This is a genomic window from Parvibaculum lavamentivorans DS-1 (assembly GCF_000017565.1).
GTDB classification, from domain to species: domain Bacteria; phylum Pseudomonadota; class Alphaproteobacteria; order Parvibaculales; family Parvibaculaceae; genus Parvibaculum; species Parvibaculum lavamentivorans.
Genome location: NC_009719.1, coordinates 2,815,751 through 2,835,225, shown reverse-complemented (window position 1 = coordinate 2,835,225; position 19,475 = coordinate 2,815,751). Strand labels below are relative to the sequence as shown.

22 protein-coding genes are annotated in these 19,475 nt (G+C 63.5%); 12 read left to right on the top strand and 10 right to left on the bottom strand.

Features of this window, described 5'->3' with window-relative positions:
• The first annotated feature begins 169 nt into the window (after positions 1-169).
• On the top strand, positions 170-946 hold the full coding sequence (locus tag PLAV_RS13320) for a hypothetical protein (RefSeq protein WP_012111549.1): 777 nt from the start codon (positions 170-172) through the stop codon (positions 944-946).
• Between the two features lie 2 nt (positions 947-948).
• Here the strand turns inward: PLAV_RS13320 and PLAV_RS13315 are convergent, their stop codons facing one another.
• Positions 949-1,161 (bottom strand): DUF3126 family protein, encoded by a 213-nt coding sequence (locus tag PLAV_RS13315; protein ID WP_012111548.1) that lies wholly within the window; start codon positions 1,159-1,161, stop codon positions 949-951.
• A 194-nt stretch (positions 1,162-1,355) separates the two neighbouring features.
• On the opposite strand from PLAV_RS13315, the gene PLAV_RS19690 reads away from it, so the two are divergent.
• A complete protein-coding gene (locus tag PLAV_RS19690) occupies positions 1,356-1,505 on the top strand; it encodes a hypothetical protein (protein WP_168713203.1) in 150 nt (49 codons plus the stop codon).
• On the opposite strand, the gene PLAV_RS13310 is transcribed toward PLAV_RS19690, so the two are convergent.
• On the bottom strand, positions 1,502-2,308 hold the full coding sequence (locus PLAV_RS13310; RefSeq protein ID WP_012111547.1) for an SDR family NAD(P)-dependent oxidoreductase: 807 nt from the start codon (positions 2,306-2,308) through the stop codon (positions 1,502-1,504). The two genes, PLAV_RS19690 and PLAV_RS13310, sit on opposite strands and share 4 nt — an antisense overlap.
• 151 nt (positions 2,309-2,459) lie before the next feature.
• Between PLAV_RS13310 and PLAV_RS13305 the strand changes: the two genes are divergently transcribed.
• Positions 2,460-2,735, top strand: coding sequence for a hypothetical protein (locus PLAV_RS13305; RefSeq protein ID WP_012111546.1), 276 nt, complete (start codon positions 2,460-2,462; stop codon positions 2,733-2,735).
• A gap of 6 nt (positions 2,736-2,741) precedes the next feature.
• Positions 2,742-4,013, top strand: a complete 1,272-nt coding sequence (locus PLAV_RS13300; RefSeq protein WP_012111545.1) for an NAD(P)/FAD-dependent oxidoreductase — start codon at positions 2,742-2,744, stop codon at positions 4,011-4,013.
• A 7-nt stretch (positions 4,014-4,020) separates the two neighbouring features.
• Here PLAV_RS13300 and cysE read toward each other — a convergent pair whose 3' ends face one another.
• Positions 4,021-4,848: a serine O-acetyltransferase gene (gene cysE, locus PLAV_RS13295; protein WP_012111544.1), complete on the bottom strand. Its 828-nt coding sequence runs from the start codon at positions 4,846-4,848 to the stop codon at positions 4,021-4,023.
• A 192-nt stretch (positions 4,849-5,040) separates the two neighbouring features.
• On the opposite strand from cysE, the gene PLAV_RS13290 reads away from it, so the two are divergent.
• From PLAV_RS13290 to PLAV_RS13270, 5 genes are all read left to right on the top strand, one after another.
• Complete coding sequence (locus PLAV_RS13290) at positions 5,041-5,850, top strand: alpha/beta fold hydrolase (protein WP_012111543.1); 810 nt, start codon at positions 5,041-5,043, stop codon at positions 5,848-5,850.
• A 69-nt stretch (positions 5,851-5,919) separates the two neighbouring features.
• Complete coding sequence (locus PLAV_RS13285) at positions 5,920-6,138, top strand: putative motility protein (RefSeq protein WP_049767785.1); 219 nt, start codon at positions 5,920-5,922, stop codon at positions 6,136-6,138.
• Between the two features lie 388 nt (positions 6,139-6,526).
• On the top strand, positions 6,527-8,065 hold the full coding sequence (locus tag PLAV_RS13280; protein ID WP_012111541.1) for a sulfatase family protein: 1,539 nt from the start codon (positions 6,527-6,529) through the stop codon (positions 8,063-8,065).
• 176 nt (positions 8,066-8,241) lie between these two features.
• The gene (locus PLAV_RS13275; RefSeq protein ID WP_012111540.1) at positions 8,242-9,042 is read left to right on the top strand and encodes an enoyl-CoA hydratase; all 801 of its coding nucleotides are present in this window, start codon (positions 8,242-8,244) and stop codon (positions 9,040-9,042) included.
• 213 nt (positions 9,043-9,255) lie between these two features.
• Entirely contained in the window at positions 9,256-10,119 is an 864-nt protein-coding gene (locus PLAV_RS13270) for an SDR family NAD(P)-dependent oxidoreductase (RefSeq protein WP_012111539.1), read from the top strand.
• A 23-nt stretch (positions 10,120-10,142) separates the two neighbouring features.
• On the opposite strand, the gene PLAV_RS13265 is transcribed toward PLAV_RS13270, so the two are convergent.
• Positions 10,143-10,535: a DUF427 domain-containing protein gene (locus PLAV_RS13265; protein ID WP_012111538.1), complete on the bottom strand. Its 393-nt coding sequence runs from the start codon at positions 10,533-10,535 to the stop codon at positions 10,143-10,145.
• 111 nt (positions 10,536-10,646) lie between these two features.
• Here PLAV_RS13265 and PLAV_RS13260 point away from each other — a divergent pair, with 111 nt between their 5' ends.
• Both PLAV_RS13260 and PLAV_RS13255 read left to right on the top strand, forming a co-directional pair.
• Entirely contained in the window at positions 10,647-11,009 is a 363-nt protein-coding gene (locus PLAV_RS13260) for a PilZ domain-containing protein (protein ID WP_012111537.1), read from the top strand.
• An 89-nt stretch (positions 11,010-11,098) separates the two neighbouring features.
• Entirely contained in the window at positions 11,099-11,890 is a 792-nt protein-coding gene (locus PLAV_RS13255; RefSeq protein ID WP_012111536.1) for an SDR family NAD(P)-dependent oxidoreductase, read from the top strand.
• 214 nt (positions 11,891-12,104) lie between these two features.
• Here PLAV_RS13255 and PLAV_RS13250 read toward each other — a convergent pair whose 3' ends face one another.
• A complete protein-coding gene (locus tag PLAV_RS13250) occupies positions 12,105-12,851 on the bottom strand; it encodes an alpha/beta fold hydrolase (protein WP_012111535.1) in 747 nt (248 codons plus the stop codon).
• Between the two features lie 91 nt (positions 12,852-12,942).
• Between PLAV_RS13250 and PLAV_RS13245 the strand changes: the two genes are divergently transcribed.
• Positions 12,943-14,199, top strand: a complete 1,257-nt coding sequence (locus tag PLAV_RS13245; RefSeq protein WP_012111534.1) for a M20 family metallopeptidase — start codon at positions 12,943-12,945, stop codon at positions 14,197-14,199.
• Positions 14,200-14,203: 4 nt separating this feature from the next.
• Here PLAV_RS13245 and PLAV_RS13240 read toward each other — a convergent pair whose 3' ends face one another.
• The 5 genes from PLAV_RS13240 to PLAV_RS13220 all read right to left on the bottom strand — a co-directional run bounded on the left by PLAV_RS13240 (position 14,204) and on the right by PLAV_RS13220 (position 19,410).
• Positions 14,204-15,565, bottom strand: a complete 1,362-nt coding sequence (locus PLAV_RS13240; protein WP_012111533.1) for an MFS transporter — start codon at positions 15,563-15,565, stop codon at positions 14,204-14,206.
• Positions 15,566-15,592: 27 nt separating this feature from the next.
• On the bottom strand, positions 15,593-16,345 hold the full coding sequence (locus PLAV_RS13235) for an alpha/beta fold hydrolase (RefSeq protein ID WP_012111532.1): 753 nt from the start codon (positions 16,343-16,345) through the stop codon (positions 15,593-15,595).
• A gap of 2 nt (positions 16,346-16,347) precedes the next feature.
• Positions 16,348-17,790: an MFS transporter gene (locus PLAV_RS13230; protein WP_012111531.1), complete on the bottom strand. Its 1,443-nt coding sequence runs from the start codon at positions 17,788-17,790 to the stop codon at positions 16,348-16,350.
• A 147-nt stretch (positions 17,791-17,937) separates the two neighbouring features.
• The gene (locus PLAV_RS13225; RefSeq protein WP_012111530.1) at positions 17,938-18,510 is read right to left on the bottom strand and encodes an HD domain-containing protein; all 573 of its coding nucleotides are present in this window, start codon (positions 18,508-18,510) and stop codon (positions 17,938-17,940) included.
• Positions 18,511-18,636: 126 nt separating this feature from the next.
• Positions 18,637-19,410: a class II aldolase/adducin family protein gene (locus PLAV_RS13220; protein WP_012111529.1), complete on the bottom strand. Its 774-nt coding sequence runs from the start codon at positions 19,408-19,410 to the stop codon at positions 18,637-18,639.
• Positions 19,411-19,475: the final 65 nt, after the last annotated feature.

The window sequence follows — 19,475 nt, the reverse complement described above, 5'->3', positions numbered from 1 at the left end:
CCAAGGCGCGAGAATTTGAAATGATCTTTTAATTTCAGCGGGTTATAAGAAGAGGACGGCCCGAAAGGCGGGCACTGGGAATGTGCCCTGTGGGCCGGGCCGTACCGGATTGCGCCGCAACCTGTACCAATTGGAGACAGGCCGCAGGCCATGGTCAGGGAGAATGAAGGTGGCGCGGGGCGATAGGAACAGGAGAGGATCGGGCGACGAACTCGTTCGCGAGCGCCCGGCCTGGATTATCCCTGTCCTCGTCTTTATCGGCGTACTGACCTTTTCCGGTGTCTTCCTCTATTATTATTTCGGCCCGACACCTGCGGAACTCCTCGGCCTCGACCCTCGCGCCAGCACCCGCAGCAGCCGCGTCGAGGCAATCGTCGGAGATACGCGTTTCCTTATCCCGGAACATTATACGCGCTACCCCAGTCAGCGAGGCGGCGGCCGCCAGATGCGGGTGGACATGCAGGCGCTGCTGCCGGACATGACCCCCTACCAAACCGGGCTGCAGGAAGAATTCGGCGACCACTCCGCCGAATCCGACGTCGTGTTCTTCTCGCTGAGTGAAACCTCGACACCGTTGAACGCCACGCGGCGCCTGAAGGACATCTATTCGAAATATCTGGAAAGCTCGGAGCCGCGGCCGGGCCCGGCGGGTCTTCAGCTCTTCACCTTCCGCTCCGACAGCGGATATGCCAATCAGGACCTTCTCGTCGGCAAGGACAAGGAGGCGCGGATGGTGCTCATTGTGTGCGACCGGACCGGTGCCCTCGTCGACAGTCCCAATTGCTCACGCTCTCTCCTGCTCGGCAGCGAGCTTGAACTCGTCTACCGCTACAAGCGCGACCATCTGAGTGACTGGTACGAAATAGACGAGGCCCTGACTTCCCTCGTCGCAAGCTTCGAGACGGTCGAGCCGACGGACGACCTGCAGGGAACGATCCTGGACTGAAACTACTCTTCCAGATCGATATCGAGGATCGCCATGTTGAAGGCGTAGGATGTCTCACCCTCATCCACATCCTTGAAAATGACGCCGATGAATTCGTCGCCGATATTCACCTCGGCCGAGTCGTCTTTCTGCGGCCGCTGCCGCACCGAAATCGCGGGCAGCTGGAATTTGCGGCGAAGATAGGCCTCGATACGTTTGATTTCGGTCTTGTCCAAGAAGGTCTCCCGTCACCGCGTAATTGAAAAGTCAGGCCTGAATGGCGTGGAGGCGGCCCCTCCGGCCGCGCCTGAGGTTGTAACCATTTGGCCCGTGTCATGTAAACCCGCGCCTGCGGCGGTTCGTCCAATAGCGGGGTTTTCCGGTCCGTGCCACGGTTCTCACTTGCCGTGGGGGCCCCGGGAGAAGCGGAATGTCGCAGCGCACTCGAAAATGGCTGACAATTTTCGCGGTCGCCTTGACCGTCGGCGCCCTCGTGGCCCTGTCGCAAAGGGGCGAGGGCGCGCAAGAGGCTCACATCATCGCCGAACCATCCGGCAAGGTGGTATGGGCACCGCGCTAGCGGGTCGTATATCCCCCATCCACCACGACTTCCGATCCGGTCATGAAGGTGGATTCGTCGCTCGACAGGAACAGGATCGCGTTTGCAATTTCCTCCGCAATACCGAGCCTTCCGATCGGATGCTGCATGATCAGCATTTCGCGCATCTCGTTCGCGCCTACGGTCGCACCGCCCATCACGCCGCGATTGATGACGTTCTTCACCATCGGCGTATCTATGTAGCCGGGATGCACGGAGTTCACGCGAATATTGTAGCCCGCATCGGCGCATTCCAGCGCAGCCGATTTGGTAAGAAGCCTGACGCCCCCCTTCGCCGCATTGTAGTCGCTGGCGCCGGACTGCCCGACAAGTCCGAGGATCGAGGAAATGTTGACGATTGCACCGCCCGCGCCGCCCTTCGACGTATATTTCTTGATCGTGCGGATGCCGTGTTTGCAGCCAAGAAACACGCTGTCGAGATCGACCTCGATCGTGTGCCGCCAGTCGGCCAGCGTCTTCTCCTCGATGGGGCCGGCCTCCGGCGCGATGCCTGCATTGTTCACAACCACATGAAGCCCGCCGAATTTCTCCTCCGCCAGCTTCACCACGGCTTCCCATTGCGCCTCGTCGGTCACGTCATGCCGGAAGAAGGTTGCCGTCCCACCCTCGCCCGCGATTTCGTCGGCGACAACCTGGCCGTTCTCCGCGTCGAAATCGCTGCACACGACCTTCGCCCCCTCGCGTGCCAGCGCCTTGGCGGTCGCCGCCCCGATCCCCTTTGCCGCGCCCGTGACGATCGCTACCTTGCCCTGCATACGAGCCATTTTCGGCTGTCTCCCCATTATTTATGTTTGTTGAGCGCCATTCTGCCGCGCTCTTTCCCACCCGCAAAGCGCGAAAGCGCCGCACCCATATGTTATAGAACGGCACCGCCAAGGAACCGCCCGCTCGAACGGGCAACAAAGAGGAATACCGATGCCCGTCGCCCTGCTGATTACCTTTGAAACCTCGCAAGCTGACCACATCCTCACACAGCTCCGCGCTTACAAGGAGCGCGAGTTCGATCGGAATCCGCCCCGCGGCTTCCTGCGGTCCAGCGTCGAGGAAAGCGCAGGCAAGGTTGTCTTCCGCAGCGAATGGGAAAACGACGACGCGCTCGAATATGTCCGCGACAGCGCCCCCTTCGAGGCCTGCCTCGACCTTTGCGACATCTATGCCGATGACCGCAAGGACGAGAAAATCGAGATATAAAAGCGCATGGCTTATCCCTCCTCCTACTACGCTGCAACAGCGAACGACACGCCTCCCCTCGTCTCCCTGAGCGGCGACGAGACGGCGGATGTCTGCATTGTTGGCGCGGGCTACACCGGCCTCTCCGCCGCGCTTCACCTCGCGGAGCGCGGCTATTCGGTGGTGGTGCTGGAGGCGGAACGTGTCGGCTGGGGTGCATCGGGCCGCAATGGTGGTCAGCTCGGAGCGAGCCAGCGCAAGGATCAGCGTTCGCTGGAAGAAGCCCTCGGCAAGGAATGGGCGCGCCGGCTCTGGGATCTCGGCCTCGAAAGCAACGCGCTGGTGAAGGACCTGATCGCACGTCACGAGATAGACTGCGATCTGAAGCCCGGTCTCCTTCAGGCGGGCTGGAAGAGAAGCTGCGCCACATGGCTCCGGTCAGAAGTCGACTACCTCAATACGCATTACGGCTATGACGCGGTGCGCTATGTGCCGCGCGCGGAAATGCACGAGATGCTCGCGACGGATCGCTATCATGGCGGCCTTCTCGACAGCAACGGCGCCCATCTTCACCCGCTGAATTACGCCCTCGGCCTCGCCCGCGCCGCCCGCGAAAAAGGCGTGCGTATCTATGAGGAATCGCGCGTCCTCGACATAACGCATACCGATCCCGCGGATGTGAAAACGGCCGTCGGCAAGGTCCGCGCGCGCCACGTCGTCCTCGCCTGCAATGCCTATCTCGGCAAGCTGGAGCCGCGTGTCGCCGGCTACATGATGCCGATCAACAATTTCGTCGCGACCACCGAACCTCTCGGCAATGAGGCGCGCCGGCTCATCCGCGACGATGTCTGCGTGCAGGACACGAAATTCGTCATCGACTACTACCGGCTAACGGCGGATGGCCGTCTCCTTTTCGGCGGCGGCGAGAGCTATTCGCCCTCGCTTCCCGCCGACCTCGCCGCCTTCGTGGAAAAACCCATGCTGCGCGTCTTCCCGCAACTTGAAGGCAAGCGCATCGACTACGCATGGTCGGGCGCCGTCGCCATCACGCTGAAGCGCATGCCGCATTTCGGCCGCCTCGCGCCCAATGTGGTATTCGCGCATGGCTATTCCGGCCAGGGCATCAACATCGCCACGCTGGGCGGCAAGCTGATCGCGGAAGCGATCGCCGGACAGGCCGAACGCTTCGACTGGATGGCAAACCTCAAGACGCCGAAATTCCCCGGCGGCACATGGCTGCGCTATCCGGCGCTCGTCGCCGGCATGATCTTCTATGCAATGAAGGACAGGTTGCCTTGAGGCAACCTTAGATGCCGTCGCCCTCTTCCCGGATCATCTGATCCATGGAATGGCTCGGCTTGTCGCAGCCCGCGCAGCCGACGATCTTGGCCGGCACGCCGACAGCCGTGCAATGCGGCGGCACCTCGTGAAGCACCACGCTGCCTGCCCCGATGCGGCTGAACTCGCCCACCTCGATATTGCCGAGCACCTTCGAGCCGACGGAAATCAGTACACCGCGCCGCACCTTCGGATGGCGGTCGCCGGTTTCCTTGCCCGTCCCGCCAAGCGTCACGCCATGCAGCATCGACACATCGTCTTCCACCACCGCCGTCTCGCCGATCACGATGCCGGTCGCATGGTCGATGAAGATGCCGCGCCCGAGCTTCGCGGCGGGATGAATATCCACGGCGAAAAGTTCGGAAATGCGGCTCTGCAGATAAAGCGCCATCGCCCGGCGGCCATTGCTCCACAGCCAGTGCGCCACGCGGTAGCCCTGCAGCGCGTGGAAGCCTTTGAAATAAAGCAGCGGCTGGATATAGGAGTGGCAGGCCGGGTCACGGTCGAAATAGGCGACGATATCCGCCCGCGTCGCCTCGCCGATATCGGGCGCCTCCGTCAGCGCCTCGTCGAACAACTCGCGAAGCTGCATCGAATGCACTTCGGCATTGCCGAGCTTCTGCGCCAGGTGATACGCGACCGCATCGTTGAAACTGCGATGATTGAGAATGGTGGAATAGAGGAAGCTGGCAAGGATCGGCTCGCCGAGTGCCATTTCGTCGGCCTCGGCGCGCACGCGCTCCCACACGGGATCGCACACGGACAGCCCCTGATTCTTCTCGACCGGCTTCGACATGACCCCGCTCCTTCCCTACCGGGCCCGCCCGCCCGCAAGGGACGTGAGACAAGGCCGCAACAGCGGACAGCCCATAAAAGAGCATGGGCCACCTTATAAGAGCTTAATACATAGAACCGCCCCATGCGAGTTCAATGGCGGAACCCTCACGCCCCTTGTGTTAATCTTTTCAAAAGCAACAGGGAGCGCACCATGCCATTCGCCAAATCGGGCGGCATCGACATTTTTTACGAGCGCATGGGCTCCGGCCCCCGCCTCCTGTTCATTTCCGGCACGGGCGGCGATCTCCGTAATCGGCCGAACGTGCTGGATGGGCCCTTCCCGAAGAGCTTCGACATGCTGGCCTATGACCAGCGCGGCCTCGGCCGGACCTCGAAGCCGGACACCCCCTACAGCATGGCGGAATATGCCGAAGACGCCGTCGGCCTCATGTCCGCCATCGGCTGGGGCTCTGCCCTCGTCATCGGCGTCTCCTTCGGCGGCATGGTCGCGCAGGAGCTGGCGATCAATCATCCCCATGTCGTGGAAGGCCTCGTCCTCGCCTGCACCTCTCCCGGCGGCGCGGGCGGCGCGTCATACCCGCTCCACACACTCCTCCATATGAGCCGCGAAGAGCGCGCCCGCCACATGATCCCGATTTCAGACACCCGCCACGACGCCGGATGGGCAAAAGCCTATCCCGAGACATACGAAACGCTCGTCGCCATGGCCGCCGCCGATCCGTATACGGATGAACCCGGCCACGAAATGGGTCAGCGCCGCCAGCTCGAAGCCCGCGCCGCCCACGACACATGGGACAGGCTCGGCGAAATCCGCTGCCCCACCCTCATCTGCGCCGGAAAATACGATGGCATCGCCCTCCCCGAAACGCAGGAGAAAATGGCCTCGCGCATCAAGGGTGCCGAACTCCGCTTCTTCGAAGGCGGCCACCTCTTCATGCTGCAGGATCGCGAGGCGCTCCCCGCCATGACGCGTTTTTTGAAGGGCGAAGACGCGAACTGATCCGAAACGGTACAGCGCGCAAAGAAAGCATTAAGGCCCGAAGTCTAACCTCGGCATGAAATCCGCTTCATGTCCCGGGGCCTCATGTCCGTATCGAACCTCGCCGCCGCAGCCGCCGCCAGTCAGCAGAGCCAGCTTCAACTGGCCATGCAGACGGCCATGCTGAAAGCCGGTCACAATCAGGACATGGCACTGGTCGAGATGATCGCGGAATCCGCCGAGACCGCCGCCAAACTCAACGCCAGCGCCCCGCCCGGCACGGGAACGCAACTCGACATCAAAGTCTGACCCCGGGCTGCCGCCATGGCGCAGATCCTCCCCTTCTCCCCACCTGCGCGCCGGAGGCACTTCCGGCAAGGAAACATCGGACGCGGCGCAACGCTGCGGCGGCTTCTCTCCCTCGTGCCGCGCTACGCAGGCTTCGTCGCTCTCCCTTTCCTCCTTGCGGCCATGCTTGCCCTTACCCTCCAACGCTATCCAGTCTTTCCGCTATAGCCGGAATAACCGCTGCTGCAACGAAACTATTCACGCCGGTGATAAAACTATTCGCCGCGCCTCGGTAAGATATAAACGCTGAAAAATCGGCATCCCTCTTGCCGTATAGCCGCCTCGCCCTCTAACATAATGAATAACATTAATGCGACGCGGGCGAGCGAAGCCGGCGCTGGAGAAACCCATGGGCCGGAAAATTCTTTTCATCACCACCGATCAGATGCGCTTCGATGCCATCGGCGCGAATGGTCAGAAGGTCGCGCGCACACCCGCCATCGACGCGCTGGCAAAAGCCGGCATCAACTACACCCGCGCGCATAATCAGAACGTCGTCTGCATGCCCGCCCGCTCCACCATGATCACCGGGCAATATGTGTCGACGCATGGCGTCTGGATGAACGGCGTGCCGCTTCCCGTCGATGCGCCCTCCGTCGCGCAATATCTCAACGAAAAAGGCGGCTACAAGACGGCGCTGATCGGCAAGGCGCATTTCGAGCCCTTCCTCGATCTCCATCAGCAATTCTACGAAAGCCAGATGGCGCGGCGAGGCGAAAACGGTCCGCATCGCGGCTTCGACTACATGGAGCTCGCCACGCATTCGCCGCTCATCCTTCACTACAATGAATGGATGAAGAAGAACGAACCCGAGGCGCTCAATTATTTCTACCAGAACCTCAACGACAAGTTTCAGGTGAACGCTGCCGGCGGCGGCGAGACCGGCGGCTGCCAGCTCCATTTCAACAAGATCGCGCGCGAGCACTACCACACCGACTGGGTCGCCGACCGCACCATCGACTGGCTCGCCTCCGTCGGCGCAGGCGACGACTGGTTCTGCTGGATGAGCTTCCCCGATCCGCACCACCCGTGGGACCCGCCGCAATCCGAACTTCACCGTCATCCCTGGCGCGATACGCCGCTGCCGGAATTCTATCCGGGCTCGAAGGAAAAGATCGAAGCCGTCCTCGCGGACAAGCCGCGCCACTGGATGGAATGGTACACCGGCGAGCGCGTGACGAACTTCGAAGCCCCGCCCGAATTCCGCGCGCAGGACATGACCGCCGATCAGGTGCAGGAGATCAACGCCTTCACCCATGTCGAAAACGAATTGATCGACGAAGCCATCGCGAAAGTCATGGCCTATGTCGAAAAGCGCGGCTGGGGCGATGATGTCGATGTCGTCTTCACCACCGACCACGGCGAATTCCAGGGCGAATTCGGCCTGCTCTTCAAGGGCCCCTATCACGTCGATGCGCTGATGCGCCTCCCCATGATCTGGCGCCCCGCGAAATCCGCGAAGGTCGCGCCCGCCGCCGTCGAAAAACCCGTCGGCCAGGTCGACCTCGCGCCCACCTTCTGCGAAATCGCCGGCCTCCCCGTGCCCGAATGGATGCAGGGAAAGCCGATGCCGAAAACCGATGCCGAAGGCGACGCCCAGGGCCGCGAGCGCGTCTTCACCGAATGGGACTGCAAACATGTCGACGGCACCACCGTCGGCCTCCGCACCATCTATCGCGACGGCTACACCATCACCGCCTATCTCCCCGGCACCATCTACGACGGCAGCGAAGGCGAGCTTTACGACCACGCCAACGATCCGCGGCAGTTCCGCAACCTCTGGAACGACCCGGCCTACGCCAAGCTGAAATCCGATCTTCTCGCCGATCTGAAAGACAACCTCCCCCCCGTCCGCGACCCCCAGCTCGAATACGTCGCCCCTGTTTAAAACAAGAATGTCATTGCCGGGCTTGACCCGGCAATCCAGGGCGGCACGGCTCGGTGCAAGAGACTCCTGGATGCCCGGGTCAAGCCCGGGCATGACAGATTGGGTAGCCTGTTGCCAGCATCCCGCCCCGCCTGTATCCCAGACGGCAGCGAAACATCTGATCCGGGAACAGCCTCTTGTCCATCTCCTCCCCCACCTCGAAAATGATCGCCGAGAAAACCGGCGCGATCGGCTGGATGATCTTCAACAATCCCGAACGCCTGAACGCCGTCGGCCTCGAGATGTGGCAGGCCGTGCCGCAAATCCTCGCGGATTTCGAGAGCGATCCGGAGATCCGCGTCATCGTGCTGAAGGGCGCGGGCGGCAAGGCCTTCGTCGCCGGCGCCGACATTTCGCAATTCGGCGAAAGCCGCTCCACGGCGGAAGGCATCCTCGCCTACGAAACGGCAACCGAAGTGGCCTTCAACGCCATCGCCGATACTGCAAAGCCCACCATCGCCATGATCGACGGCTACTGCATCGGCGGCGGCCTCGGCATCGCGCTCTCTTGCGACATGCGCATCGCCGCCGAAGGCTCCACCTTCGGCATTCCCGCCGCAAAGCTTGGCCTCGCCTATGGCGCCGGCGGCACCGGCCGCCTGGTGCATGTCGTCGGCCCCTCCTTCGCCAAGGAAATCTTCTACACCGCCCGCCGTTTCACGCATGAGGAAGCCCTCGCCATGGGCCTCGTCAACCGCGTGACGACAAAGGACGCATTGGAAAATTTCGTCCGGGATTACTGCGCCCTCATCGCCGAAAACGCGCCGCTCACCGTCGGCACCGCCAAACAGGTCGTGGACGAATTCACGAAAGCACCCGGCAATTTCGACGCCGCGAAATGCGACGCCCTCATCGCCCGCTGCTTCGCCAGCGACGACTACAAGGAAGGCCGCGCCGCCTTCATGGAAAAAAGAAAGCCGGTGTTCAAGGGCCGGTAGCGCGGCCGTACATCTTCCCACCCGCCCTGGGGGGCGGGTCGAAAAATCCGAGCGGAACGCGAAGGATTTTTCGGGGCGGGGGCACGGCCTCGCAGCTCACCCCGCCCCGAAATTTGTTCCGCTAATGCTTCACAAATTTCGACCCTCCCCCAAGGGGAGGGTGGCCGTTAATATGCTCTTCAAAACAATCACAACAAAACAGGGAGAAACATCATGGGACGTCTCGACGGCAAGGTCGCCATCATCACCGGCGGCACAAGCGGCATTGGCCGCGGCACGGTCGATCTCTTCCTGAAGGAAGGCGCGAAAGTCGTCGCCGCCGACTTGCAGGATCACAAGGGCGAGGCGATGGAGCGCGAACTGGGAGAGAACTTCTCCTATTGCCGCGCCAATGTCGCCCATGAAGACGAAGTGAAAAACCTCGTCGATCACACGGTGAAGAAATTCGGCAAGCTCGACATCCTCTTCAACAATGCCGGCTATGGCGGCGTCGGCGGCGAGCTTCAGGAAATCGACATGAACGGTTTCGATGAAACCGTCGGCGTCCTGCTGAAAGGTGTCGTGCTCGGCTACAAATATGCCGTGCCGCACATGAAGGCGCAGAAATCCGGCTCCATCATCTCAACGGCTTCCGTCGCCGGGTTGCAGGCAGGCTACGGTCCCTTGGTCTACTCCGCCTGCAAGGCCGCCGTGCATCACTTCTCGCGCTGCGCCGCCCTCGAACTCGCGCCACATTTCGTGCGCTCGAACGCGATCTGCCCCGGCGGCATCGCCACCTCGATCTTCGGCTCGGGCCTCGGTCTCGGCACGCAGGTGGCCGACCAGTTCGCCGAAGTCATGAAAACGCATCTCGCGAAAATCCAGCCGACGCCCCGCTCCGGCCTGCCGGAAGACATCGCGAACGCCGCGCTCTTCCTCGCCAGCGACGAATCCACCTTCGTCAACGGCCAGACCATCGCCGTCGACGGCGCGCTGACGGCGGGCCCCATGGCCACGCTCGGCAAGCGCATCGACTTCGAAAAGGTGATCGGCGATTTCCTGTCGAGCCTGCCGGAAGACCAGCGCAAACCGGCCTGACATATTGCCGGCCTGAGCAAGCCTCAGGCCGGCTCCACCTCGAACTCGACCTTGTTGGGATAGAACGCCAGATAATCTTTTATCTCGGCCATCTCGACAAACGGGTCTTCGTAGGACCAGACCGCGTCCTGCCCGCCCTCGCCTTCGAGCGACCAGTAGCTCGCCTCCCCCTTGAACGGGCACCAGGTCACGCTTTTGGTCGGCGTCAGCAGCTCCATTTTCACGTCCTCGCGCGGCAGGTAGAAGACCGGCGCATACTCCCCCTCGAAAAGCTCCAGCGCCCTCGTGCTGTCGGCCAGCAATTCGCCGTTGAAGCGGACACGGACGCGCCGTCCGGCGGGCATCAGGCGCAACAGATGGCCGGGATGACTTTCATAGCCAGATTTATGTTCCTTGCCGGACATCAATTGACCCATGGGTAAAGCTCCTGCTTCCTGTCGAAACCTGTTTTCCGCTGCGCCCTGGAAATGGGGGCCCGGCAATCATTTGGCAACCTGCCTGCCTTAGCTTCGGGGCAGGAGTGTCTCATGGCCGAACCGCTGCACCATCCGCAATCCACAACGCTCGAAGACCGCCGCCGGTTTCGTCGCATCGCCACGCGTGTCGAAGGCCGCATCGTCTTTGCCGGGGTCGATGCCGAATGCCTCATCCATGAAATGTCTGCCACCGGCGCCGTTGTGGAAGTCGCGCCGCTGCCCGCCCTCGGCGCCGAAATCGCTCTCGATGTTCCTGGCGTCGGCTTCGCACGCGGCCGCGCCACGCGCTATCCGGCCGATGGTCTCGTCGGAATAGACCTCGCCGTCCCCGAAGACCGTCAGGACAAGCTGACCGACCGGCTGATCCTCGCCGCCTTCCGAAACCCGCCCCTGCACGATCCGGCTGACGAATAGTCGTAATCCGGCCCTTCGCGCGATCTCCTGTTGGGCCCGGCCGCTGCCCTCGCTACACTCCCCGCAAATCAAAACGCAGGGAGAACATCATGTCGGCGCTCAAGAACAAGGTTGCCATCGTCACAGGCTCGGCCACCGGCCTCGGCGCCGCCGTCGCGCTGCAGCTCGCGGACAAGGGCTGCAATGTCGTCATCAACTACACAAAAAGCGAAACCGAAGCGAAGGAAACGCTTGCCGCCTGTCAGGAAAAGGGCGTCGAGGCGATCCTCGCGCAAGGCGATGTCGGCGAGGATGCCGATTGCCGCCGCATCGTGGATGAAACCGTGAAGAAATGGGGCCGCGTCGATGTGCTGGTCAACAATGCGGGCGGCACGAAATTCGCCAACCATGCCGAGCTCGACGAACTGAACGCCGAAGACTTCCTCTGGATCTACAAGGTGAACGTCGTCGGCGCCTATCAGATGATCCGCGCCTGCGCGCCGCATATGAAAGAGGCGGGCAAGGGCTCGGTGGTGAACGTCTCGTCCATCGCGGGCGTCACAGGCATCGGCTCTTCCGTCGCCTATGCCGCATCGAAGGGCGCGCTCAACACCATGACGCTCTCGCTCGCCCGCTCGCTCGCTCCGAAGATCCGCGTCAACGCGGTCTGCCCCGGCTTCATCGGCACGCGCTGGTTCTCGGATCGCTTCGGTAGCCAGACCTTTGAAGGCATCAAGCGCCAGCAGGAAGAATCCACCCCCCTCCAGCGCGCCGGCACACCGGAAGACATCGCCACTGCCGTCGTCTTCTTCTGCGGCGAAGGCTCCGACCACATCACCGGCGAAACATTGATCACCGACGCCGGAATGCACCTCGGCTTCGCTCCGCTGACGGCGCGGTAAGAAGACGCCGCGCCTTTTCTTCCCACCCTCCCCTTGGGGGAGGGTCGACAAAATTCGAGCGGCACGCGAAGAATTTTTCGGGGCGGGGTCGCCGAAGAACCCACACATACAATCGGCAGCGTTCACTCCACTTGCAAGCCGAGCCCCCGCCCCAAACGGCTTTCAGCCGTTTGACCCTCCCCAAGGGGAGGGTGGGAAGATTTAGCGCGCCGTCTCACCCCTCCAGAAACTTCAGCACCGCTTCTTTGTAGGCGCGGTCGCCCACCGTCTTCATGTGGTCGCGCTTGGGCACCGTGAAGCCGCGCGCATTCGGTATCCGCGCCGCAAGCACCCCCGCCGCGCCTGCTTGGCTGTCCGTCTCCCCCGCCACCACCAGCACCGGCCGCGAAATCCGCGAAAGCCCCTCCGCCGGAAAGGGTGCCCGCACCGCCTCGAAACAGGCCGCAAGCGCCGCGCGGTCCTGCCCGTTCTGATCCGCGAACACACGGAACATCCGCGCGCCCGCGTCCTCCACGCTTGCGGGGTCGTCCGCCAGCAGCGCCTCGATCACCGGCCTCGGGTCGCGGTCCGCCGCGAGCAGCCGCGCGCCCACGCCCGCCGCGATCACCCGGTCGAACCGGTCCGGCCATTCCGTCGCCGCGACCAGCGCCACCATCGCCCCCATCGAATAGCCCATAAGGTCCGCGCCCGGCTCGCCCAGATGATCGAGCAGCGCCACAAGATCCGCCGCCATCGCGGAGAGTGTGTAGTCCTCCGCATCATGCGGCTTGTCGCTCTCCCCATGTCCCCGCATGTCCGGCATGATGACGCGAAACCCCGCCTCCATCAGCGCCCGGCTCCACCCCGTCGCGATCCAGTTCACCCGATGCGTCGAGGCAAACCCGTGCGCCAGCACGATCGGCGTCCCCTCGCCCTCCGCGAAATAGGCCAGCCTCAACCCGTCGGATTCGAAATAGTCCATGTCGCCCTTCCCGCATGAATTCCAGCGCCGCCGCATGGCTGGAAAACCATGCCGCAACAGTCTACGCTTCGTCAAAACGGGGAGAAGAAAAATGACCGAAGCCGCCGCCCTCAAGCGCGAAGTCTGCGATGCCATCGACGCCATGTCCGCCGAGCTCCTCGGCGTCAGCCATGAAATCCACGGCAAGCCCGAACTCGCCTTCCATGAGCACGAGGCCGCGCGCATCCTCACCGCCCGCCTCGACGCGGCGGGCCTTCCCGTCACCCGCGGCGCCTTCGGCCTCCCCACCGCCTATGCCTCGCGCTTCGGCGAGCGCGGCCCCGAAGTCGCGATCCTCTCCGAATATGACGCCCTTCCCGGCATCGGCCATGCCTGCGGTCACAACATCATCGCGACGACAGGCCTCGGCGCTTCGCTCGCGCTTGCAAAGCTCGGCGCGAAACTTCCTGGCCGCGTCCGCTATCTCGGCACCCCGGCCGAGGAAATGGGCGGCGGCAAGGAGTTGATGGCGCGCGAAGGCGCCTTCGACAGGCTCGACGCCGCCATGATGGTGCATCCGGCCGGCGTCGATCTCGTCACCATGCCCTGCATCTGCGTCTCCGAAGTCGCCGTCACCTATCGCGGCCGTTCGGCGCATGCCTCCGCCATGCCGCATATGGGCCTCAACGCGCTTGATGCGCTCATCACCGCCTATCAGGCAATCGCGCAGCTCCGCCAGCACATCAGGCCGACCGAGCGCATCCACGGCATCATCAAGAAGGGCGGCAGCGCGCCCAACATCGTGCCGGATGAAACCTCCGGCCTCTTCTATGTCCGCGCCGCCTCCGCCGAAGAGCTCGCGCCGCTGAAAAAGCGCGTACAGGCCTGCTTTGAAGCCGGCGCGCTGGCGACCGGCTGCACCGCGGAAATCATGTGGGCCAAGGCCGACTATCTCGACCTGAAGACCAGCATGGCGATTGCGGATTCATACGAAGCCAATGCCCGCTCGCTTGGCCGTGACTTTTTCCCCCTGTCGAAAATGCCCTCCGGCTCCGCCGGCAGCACCGACATGGGCAATGTCAGCCACCGCGTGCCGTCGATCCATCCGATGATCGCCTGCGCCCCGCCCCATGTCGTGATCCACAATCCGGAATTCGCGAAATGGGCCGCCTCCGAACTCGGCGACAAGGCCTGCCTCGACGGCGCCAAGGCGCTCGCCATGACCGCCATCGACTTCATGACGGACGCCGCGATGCGCGAAAAGGCGAAGGCGGATTTCGCGGTAACGGCCGAAAGCTCCGCCCGCTCCGTCGCCGCCGCCTACGATCCGGACGGCGCCGCCCATATCGGCGGCTGCGGCTGCATGTAACGCCTCACGGCAGGTTCGGCACCCGCTCCGTCTGCTCCACTTCCTCGACGAAACGCTCGTCGAGCTTGCGGCGCAACTCCGCCTGCTCCTTGAGCCCGATCGGATAGAACCAGATGATCGCCGCCACCAGCGCGTTGCAGATCATCGGCACGGCGACGAACACATAGGACAGCCCTTGCACCGCGCCCGGCGCATTCTCCCCTTCCGGGTTGAAGCCGATCAGCGCCAGCGTCCAGAACACGACGCCGACCGCCACCGCCCCGCCGATCTTCTGCGTCAGCGTCAGCAGCGCATAGAAAAGCCCCGTCCGCTTCTGCCCCGTCTCCAGCTCGTCGAGATCGGCCACATCCGCCATCATCGAGCGATAAAGCGTCGTCGTCGTACCGACATTGACGCCGAGGAAGAACAGCACCGCCGCCGCCACCCAGACATTGCCGAAGGGAATGAGGAAAATGACCGGCGGAAAGCAGACGTTGAACAGTCCCGCCACCACCACCGTCCGGTGCTTGCCGAGATAATAGCTGAGCTTCAGCACCAGCGGGATGAAGCCGATGCCGCCGAAGAAATAGAGCAGCAGCAACAAGCTCGCCGACGAACCGACGCCCCAGACCAGCGTCGCCTCATACATATACATCGACGCCAGCGCCGTGCCAGCGAAGCCCGAAAGGAAATCCGCCGCCAGCAGCCGCCTGAGCGGGCTGTTCCGGAACAGCGGCACGACCGACGCGATGAAGCTCACATGCCGCTCTGGCTTCGCCTTCTTCTCCGGCACCAGCCAGAGGTTGAGGCCGATCGCGATGGGCAGCACGATGATGATGAACCAGCCCATCGAGGCGACGCGCGCCGCCTCCATGTTCTCCGGCCCCATCCGTTCGATCATCGCCGGCAGCAGCAGCACCAGCGGCACACCGAGCAACTGGAACGCCTCGCGGAAACCCTGAATGCGCGAGCGTTCGTTATAATCGTCGGAAAGCTCCGCCGCCCACGCCATATGCGACAGCGTCAGCAGCGTCCAGCCGATATAGAGAAAGAACATCCATGCCAGCAGATAGAAGCTCGACACCGGCGCCGTCGGTACGAAGACCATATAGGCCGAGAGCATGAGGATCGGCACCGACAGCACGATCCAGTGCCGCCGCCTGCCCCAGCGCGAGGGAAACTTGTCGGAGAGCACCCCCATCGCCGGATCGGTGAAGACGTCCCAGAACCGCGCCAGCATGAAGATCGTGCCGACCGCCGCAAGTCCGAGCCCCATCGGCCCGGCATAGAAATGCGGCAGGTAGACGCCGATCGGAAGGCCAAGCGCGCCGATGGGAATAGCGGGCCCAGAGAACGCGGCCAGACGCCACGACGACAAGCGGGTCATTTACGGTTGTGCCTCGACAGTTCGAACTCAAACATAGCCGGTGAGAAAATCCATCACCGCGCCCTTGAACATCGGGTTCGGCAGCGCGAACATATGGTCCGTACCCGGAATGGTTTCCGCCTTCGCGCCTGGAATGCGCGCCGCCAGCACCGCCGGGTCGCCCGCCATGTCGTCCCGCGCGCCTGCGATCACCAGCGTCTCGTTGCGTATCTCGCCGAGAAAATCCGTTGCCGCCCCCTCGCGCGGCGCCCGCGCGCAGGCGGCAATCGCGCGGAGGTCCTGGCCGAGCCCCTCGGCATAGAGTCGGAAGCCCCGCGCCGTCCGGTCGCTGATCGTTTCGGGGTCTGCGGCTTCGAGCGCCTCGGCCGTCGCCGCGCCGAAGGAGGACGGCTCCAGCATCCGCCCGCCCACGCCGCCCAGCACCACGAAGCGGAACCGCGCGCCGTGCCGCGCCGCAAGCCGCATGGCGATCCCCGCGCCCATCGAATAGCCGATCAAGTCCGCCCGCTCGATCCCCAGATGGTCGAGCAGCGCCACCGCGTCCCCCGCCATCTTTTCCATCGTGTAATCGGTGGGCTCGTAAAGCTTGCCGCTCTTGCCGTGTCCGCGCAGGTCGAACGTCACGACCTGCCGCTTCGCCCGCGTCAGCGCCTGCACCCATCCGGTGCGGCCCCAATTATCCTCGGCCGTGCCCGCGAAGCCATGCACCAGCAGGATCGGATAGCCCTCCCCCGCGACTTCATAGGCAATGTCGGCGCCGCCTGACGAAAACACCGCCATCTTCAGTCCGCCGGAATGCCGGAGGATTGCGCGTCGGAGGGATGCCCCGTCCGCATGGCAACGGCGGTCGCCGCCGCTTCGATGCCGCGCATTTCGAGGATGCGGCGGTTCTCCACCTGCTGCTTCTCGTCGATCGGATAGAACCAGAGAATGCCCGCCACCGCCGCGCTGATGATGCAGGCCGGCCAGACGTAAACCGCCCGCAGGCTGTCGAGCACGGATTGCGAGTTCTCGCCGCCCGCCTGAAAGCCGATTGAGTCGAGCAGCGAATAGGCGATGAAGATCGCGAAGGCCGCGCCCACCTTGCTGGTCGAGGTCAGCAGCGAATAGAACAGCCCCGTCCGCTGCTGCCGCGTGATCACCGTGTCATGATCCGCCACATCCGCCATCAGCGAGCGGAACAGGAACGGCCCCGCCGCCATGTTGACGCCGCACAGCACCCAGACGCCAAGCGCCATCATCGCATTGCCCTGCGGCACCAGCAGGATGAGCGGCACGGTCAGCGCGTTGAACACCGCCGATGCGGCCGCCGTCTTGTGTTTGCCGAGCCGCCGGCTCACCGCCAGGATGAGCGGAATGAAGCAGACGCCGGAAATGAAATAGCCGAGCAGCATCAGGCTCGAATATTGCCCGAGCTTCAGCGCGTCCTCCGCAAGGAAGAGGAACATCGACGCCACAAGCCCGCCCGACACGCCGCCGAGAAGATCGGCCGCCAGCACCACCTGCAGAGGCCGGCTCTGCACCAGCGCGCGGATCGCCTGCCGCATCGGCACATGCGCCGGCGCCGTCGTCGGCCGCTCCGGCACCTTCCACACGGCAAGGCCGACAGCGATCGGCAGCAATATCAGCACAAACCAGCCCATGGAGGCGACGCGCGCCGCCGCCAGGTTTTCCGGGTTCGTCTGCTCGATCAGCACAGGCAGCGTCAGCACCAGCACCATGCCGAGAACAAGCGCCACTTCGCGTGCGCCCTGCACGCGCGAGCGTTCGTGATAGTCCGGCGTCAGCTCCGCGCCCCAGCTCATGTGCGAGATGGTGAGCAGCGTCCAGCCGACATAAAGAACGAAGAGCCAGAAGATGAGATAGAAGGCCGTCACCGCGACGGGCGGCATGAAGATCATGTAGACGGAGAGCAGCATGATCGGCACCGACAGCACGATCCAGTGCCGCCGCCTGCCCCAGCGCGTCTCGAACTTGTCGGAAAGAATGCCGAGCACCGGGTCGGTGAACACGTCCCAGAAGCGCGCCAGCATGAAGATGGTGCCGACAACCGTCAGCCCCAGCCCCAGCGAACCCGCATAGAAGGGCGGCAGGTGAACCACCAGCGGCAGCCCCATGGCCGAAATCGGCGCCGCCGGCAGCGCAAAGGCAAACAGCGTCCAGCGCGAAAGGGGCCCCTGTGCGCCGCGCGCATCGGCAGGGCCCTTCGAGGCCGCGTTCGTCATCGTGAGGGTTCCTCCCATATGAGTGGCCGCGGGCTCTTGGAGGCCCGTCTCGCCGCGCCGCGATTATGCCGATGGAACCCCGCCCAACCAAGCACCTTCGATCCCCCGACCCTCACATTTTCGTATGCTCATACGGAGGTGGGGGCATTATCCGTCGGTGGGCACCCGCTCCCGACGCGGCGCGCCAAGAATGCGGTGCAGCATCGGCTCGAAAAATTCCAGCGGAAGCGAGCGGTATTCGGGATCGAAGGCCGGCGCATCATACTTCGCGCAGAACTCGGCCGTCCGCTCGTAAAGCGGATTGTCCTTGAAACGGTCCCGCCCGTTCCGGTCCATGCCGAGATAATGGAAAAAATAATAACCCTGGAAAATTCCGTGATGCGCCACCATCCAGTGGTTCTCCGGGCTTACGAAAGGCTTCAGGATCGCCGCGGCGATGTCCGGGTGGTTGTAGCTGCCCAACGTGTCGCCAATGTCGTGCAGCAGCGCGCAGACGACATATTCCTCGTCCCGCCCGTCGTGATGCGCCCGCGTCGCCGTCTGCATGCTGTGCGTCAGTCGGTCGACGATGAACCCGCCATAATCCCCGTCCAGCAGCCTCAGATGATCGAGCACCCGCAGCGGCAGCTTCGCTGCGAAAGGCAGAAACTCATCGGCGATCCGGCTCCAGTCCTCCTGCGTCCCCTCCGCCATATCGGTAAATGTCGCGCGCTTGTTCATGGACATATCTCCTTCAATTGCGTTGTTCTTCTCCCACCCTCCCCCTGCGGGAGGAGCCTGCCCCCGGGCTCGCCCCGGGGGTCATACCGCTTGCAGCGGTTTGGGGAGGGTTAAGGCTCCGGGCGCTCACTCCCGGAACGAAGAATCGAGCCGCTCCATCTTCCGCATTACCGCCGGCCACACACGGTTCGAGCCGCTGTTGCCGAGCGTCTGCTTCACCTGGGCGCCGATGCCGTCGAGGATCGCGCGCGGTATCTCGATCAACTCGGCCCCGCCCGCCTCCGCCATCACCTGCACTTCGCAGGCGCGCTGCAGCGTGAACATGGCGAGAAAGGCGTCGCCGACACTCCGCCCGCATGTGAGCAGCCCGTGATTTTCGAGGATCATCATTTTCGCTCGCCCGAGATCGGCTTGCAGCCGCGGCTTCTCATCCGCCTCCAGCGCCACGCCCTCGTAAGGGTGATAGGAAATCGACGCCAGCGCGTAGAGCGCCGTCTGCGACACGGGCCTCAGCCCGCCCTTCCGGCACGACACGGCAACCCCCTCTGGCGTGTGCAGATGGATGACGCAATGCGCATCTGGCCGCGCATCATGCACCGCGCTGTGGATGGTGAAGCCAGCAGGTATCACATCATAAGACGACGGCAGAACCTTGTTGCCCTCGATATCGAGCTTCACAAGCGAAGACGCTGTCACCTCTTCGAACATCAGCCCATAGGGATTGAGCAGGAAATGCCCCGCCTCCCCCGGCACCCGCGCCGAAATATGCGTGAAGACGAGATCGTCCCAGCCGAGATGCGCGATCATCCGGTAGCAGGCCGCAAGCTCCACCCGGAGCGCCCATTCCGCCTCGCTCACCAGCTCCCTCACCGGCGTTTCCGCCAAAGCGCTCATGGCCATTCCGCATCTCCTCTTGTTGATGCGGCCGAGGCTAGGCCCCTTCGTCAAATCGAATTGTCAGGTAC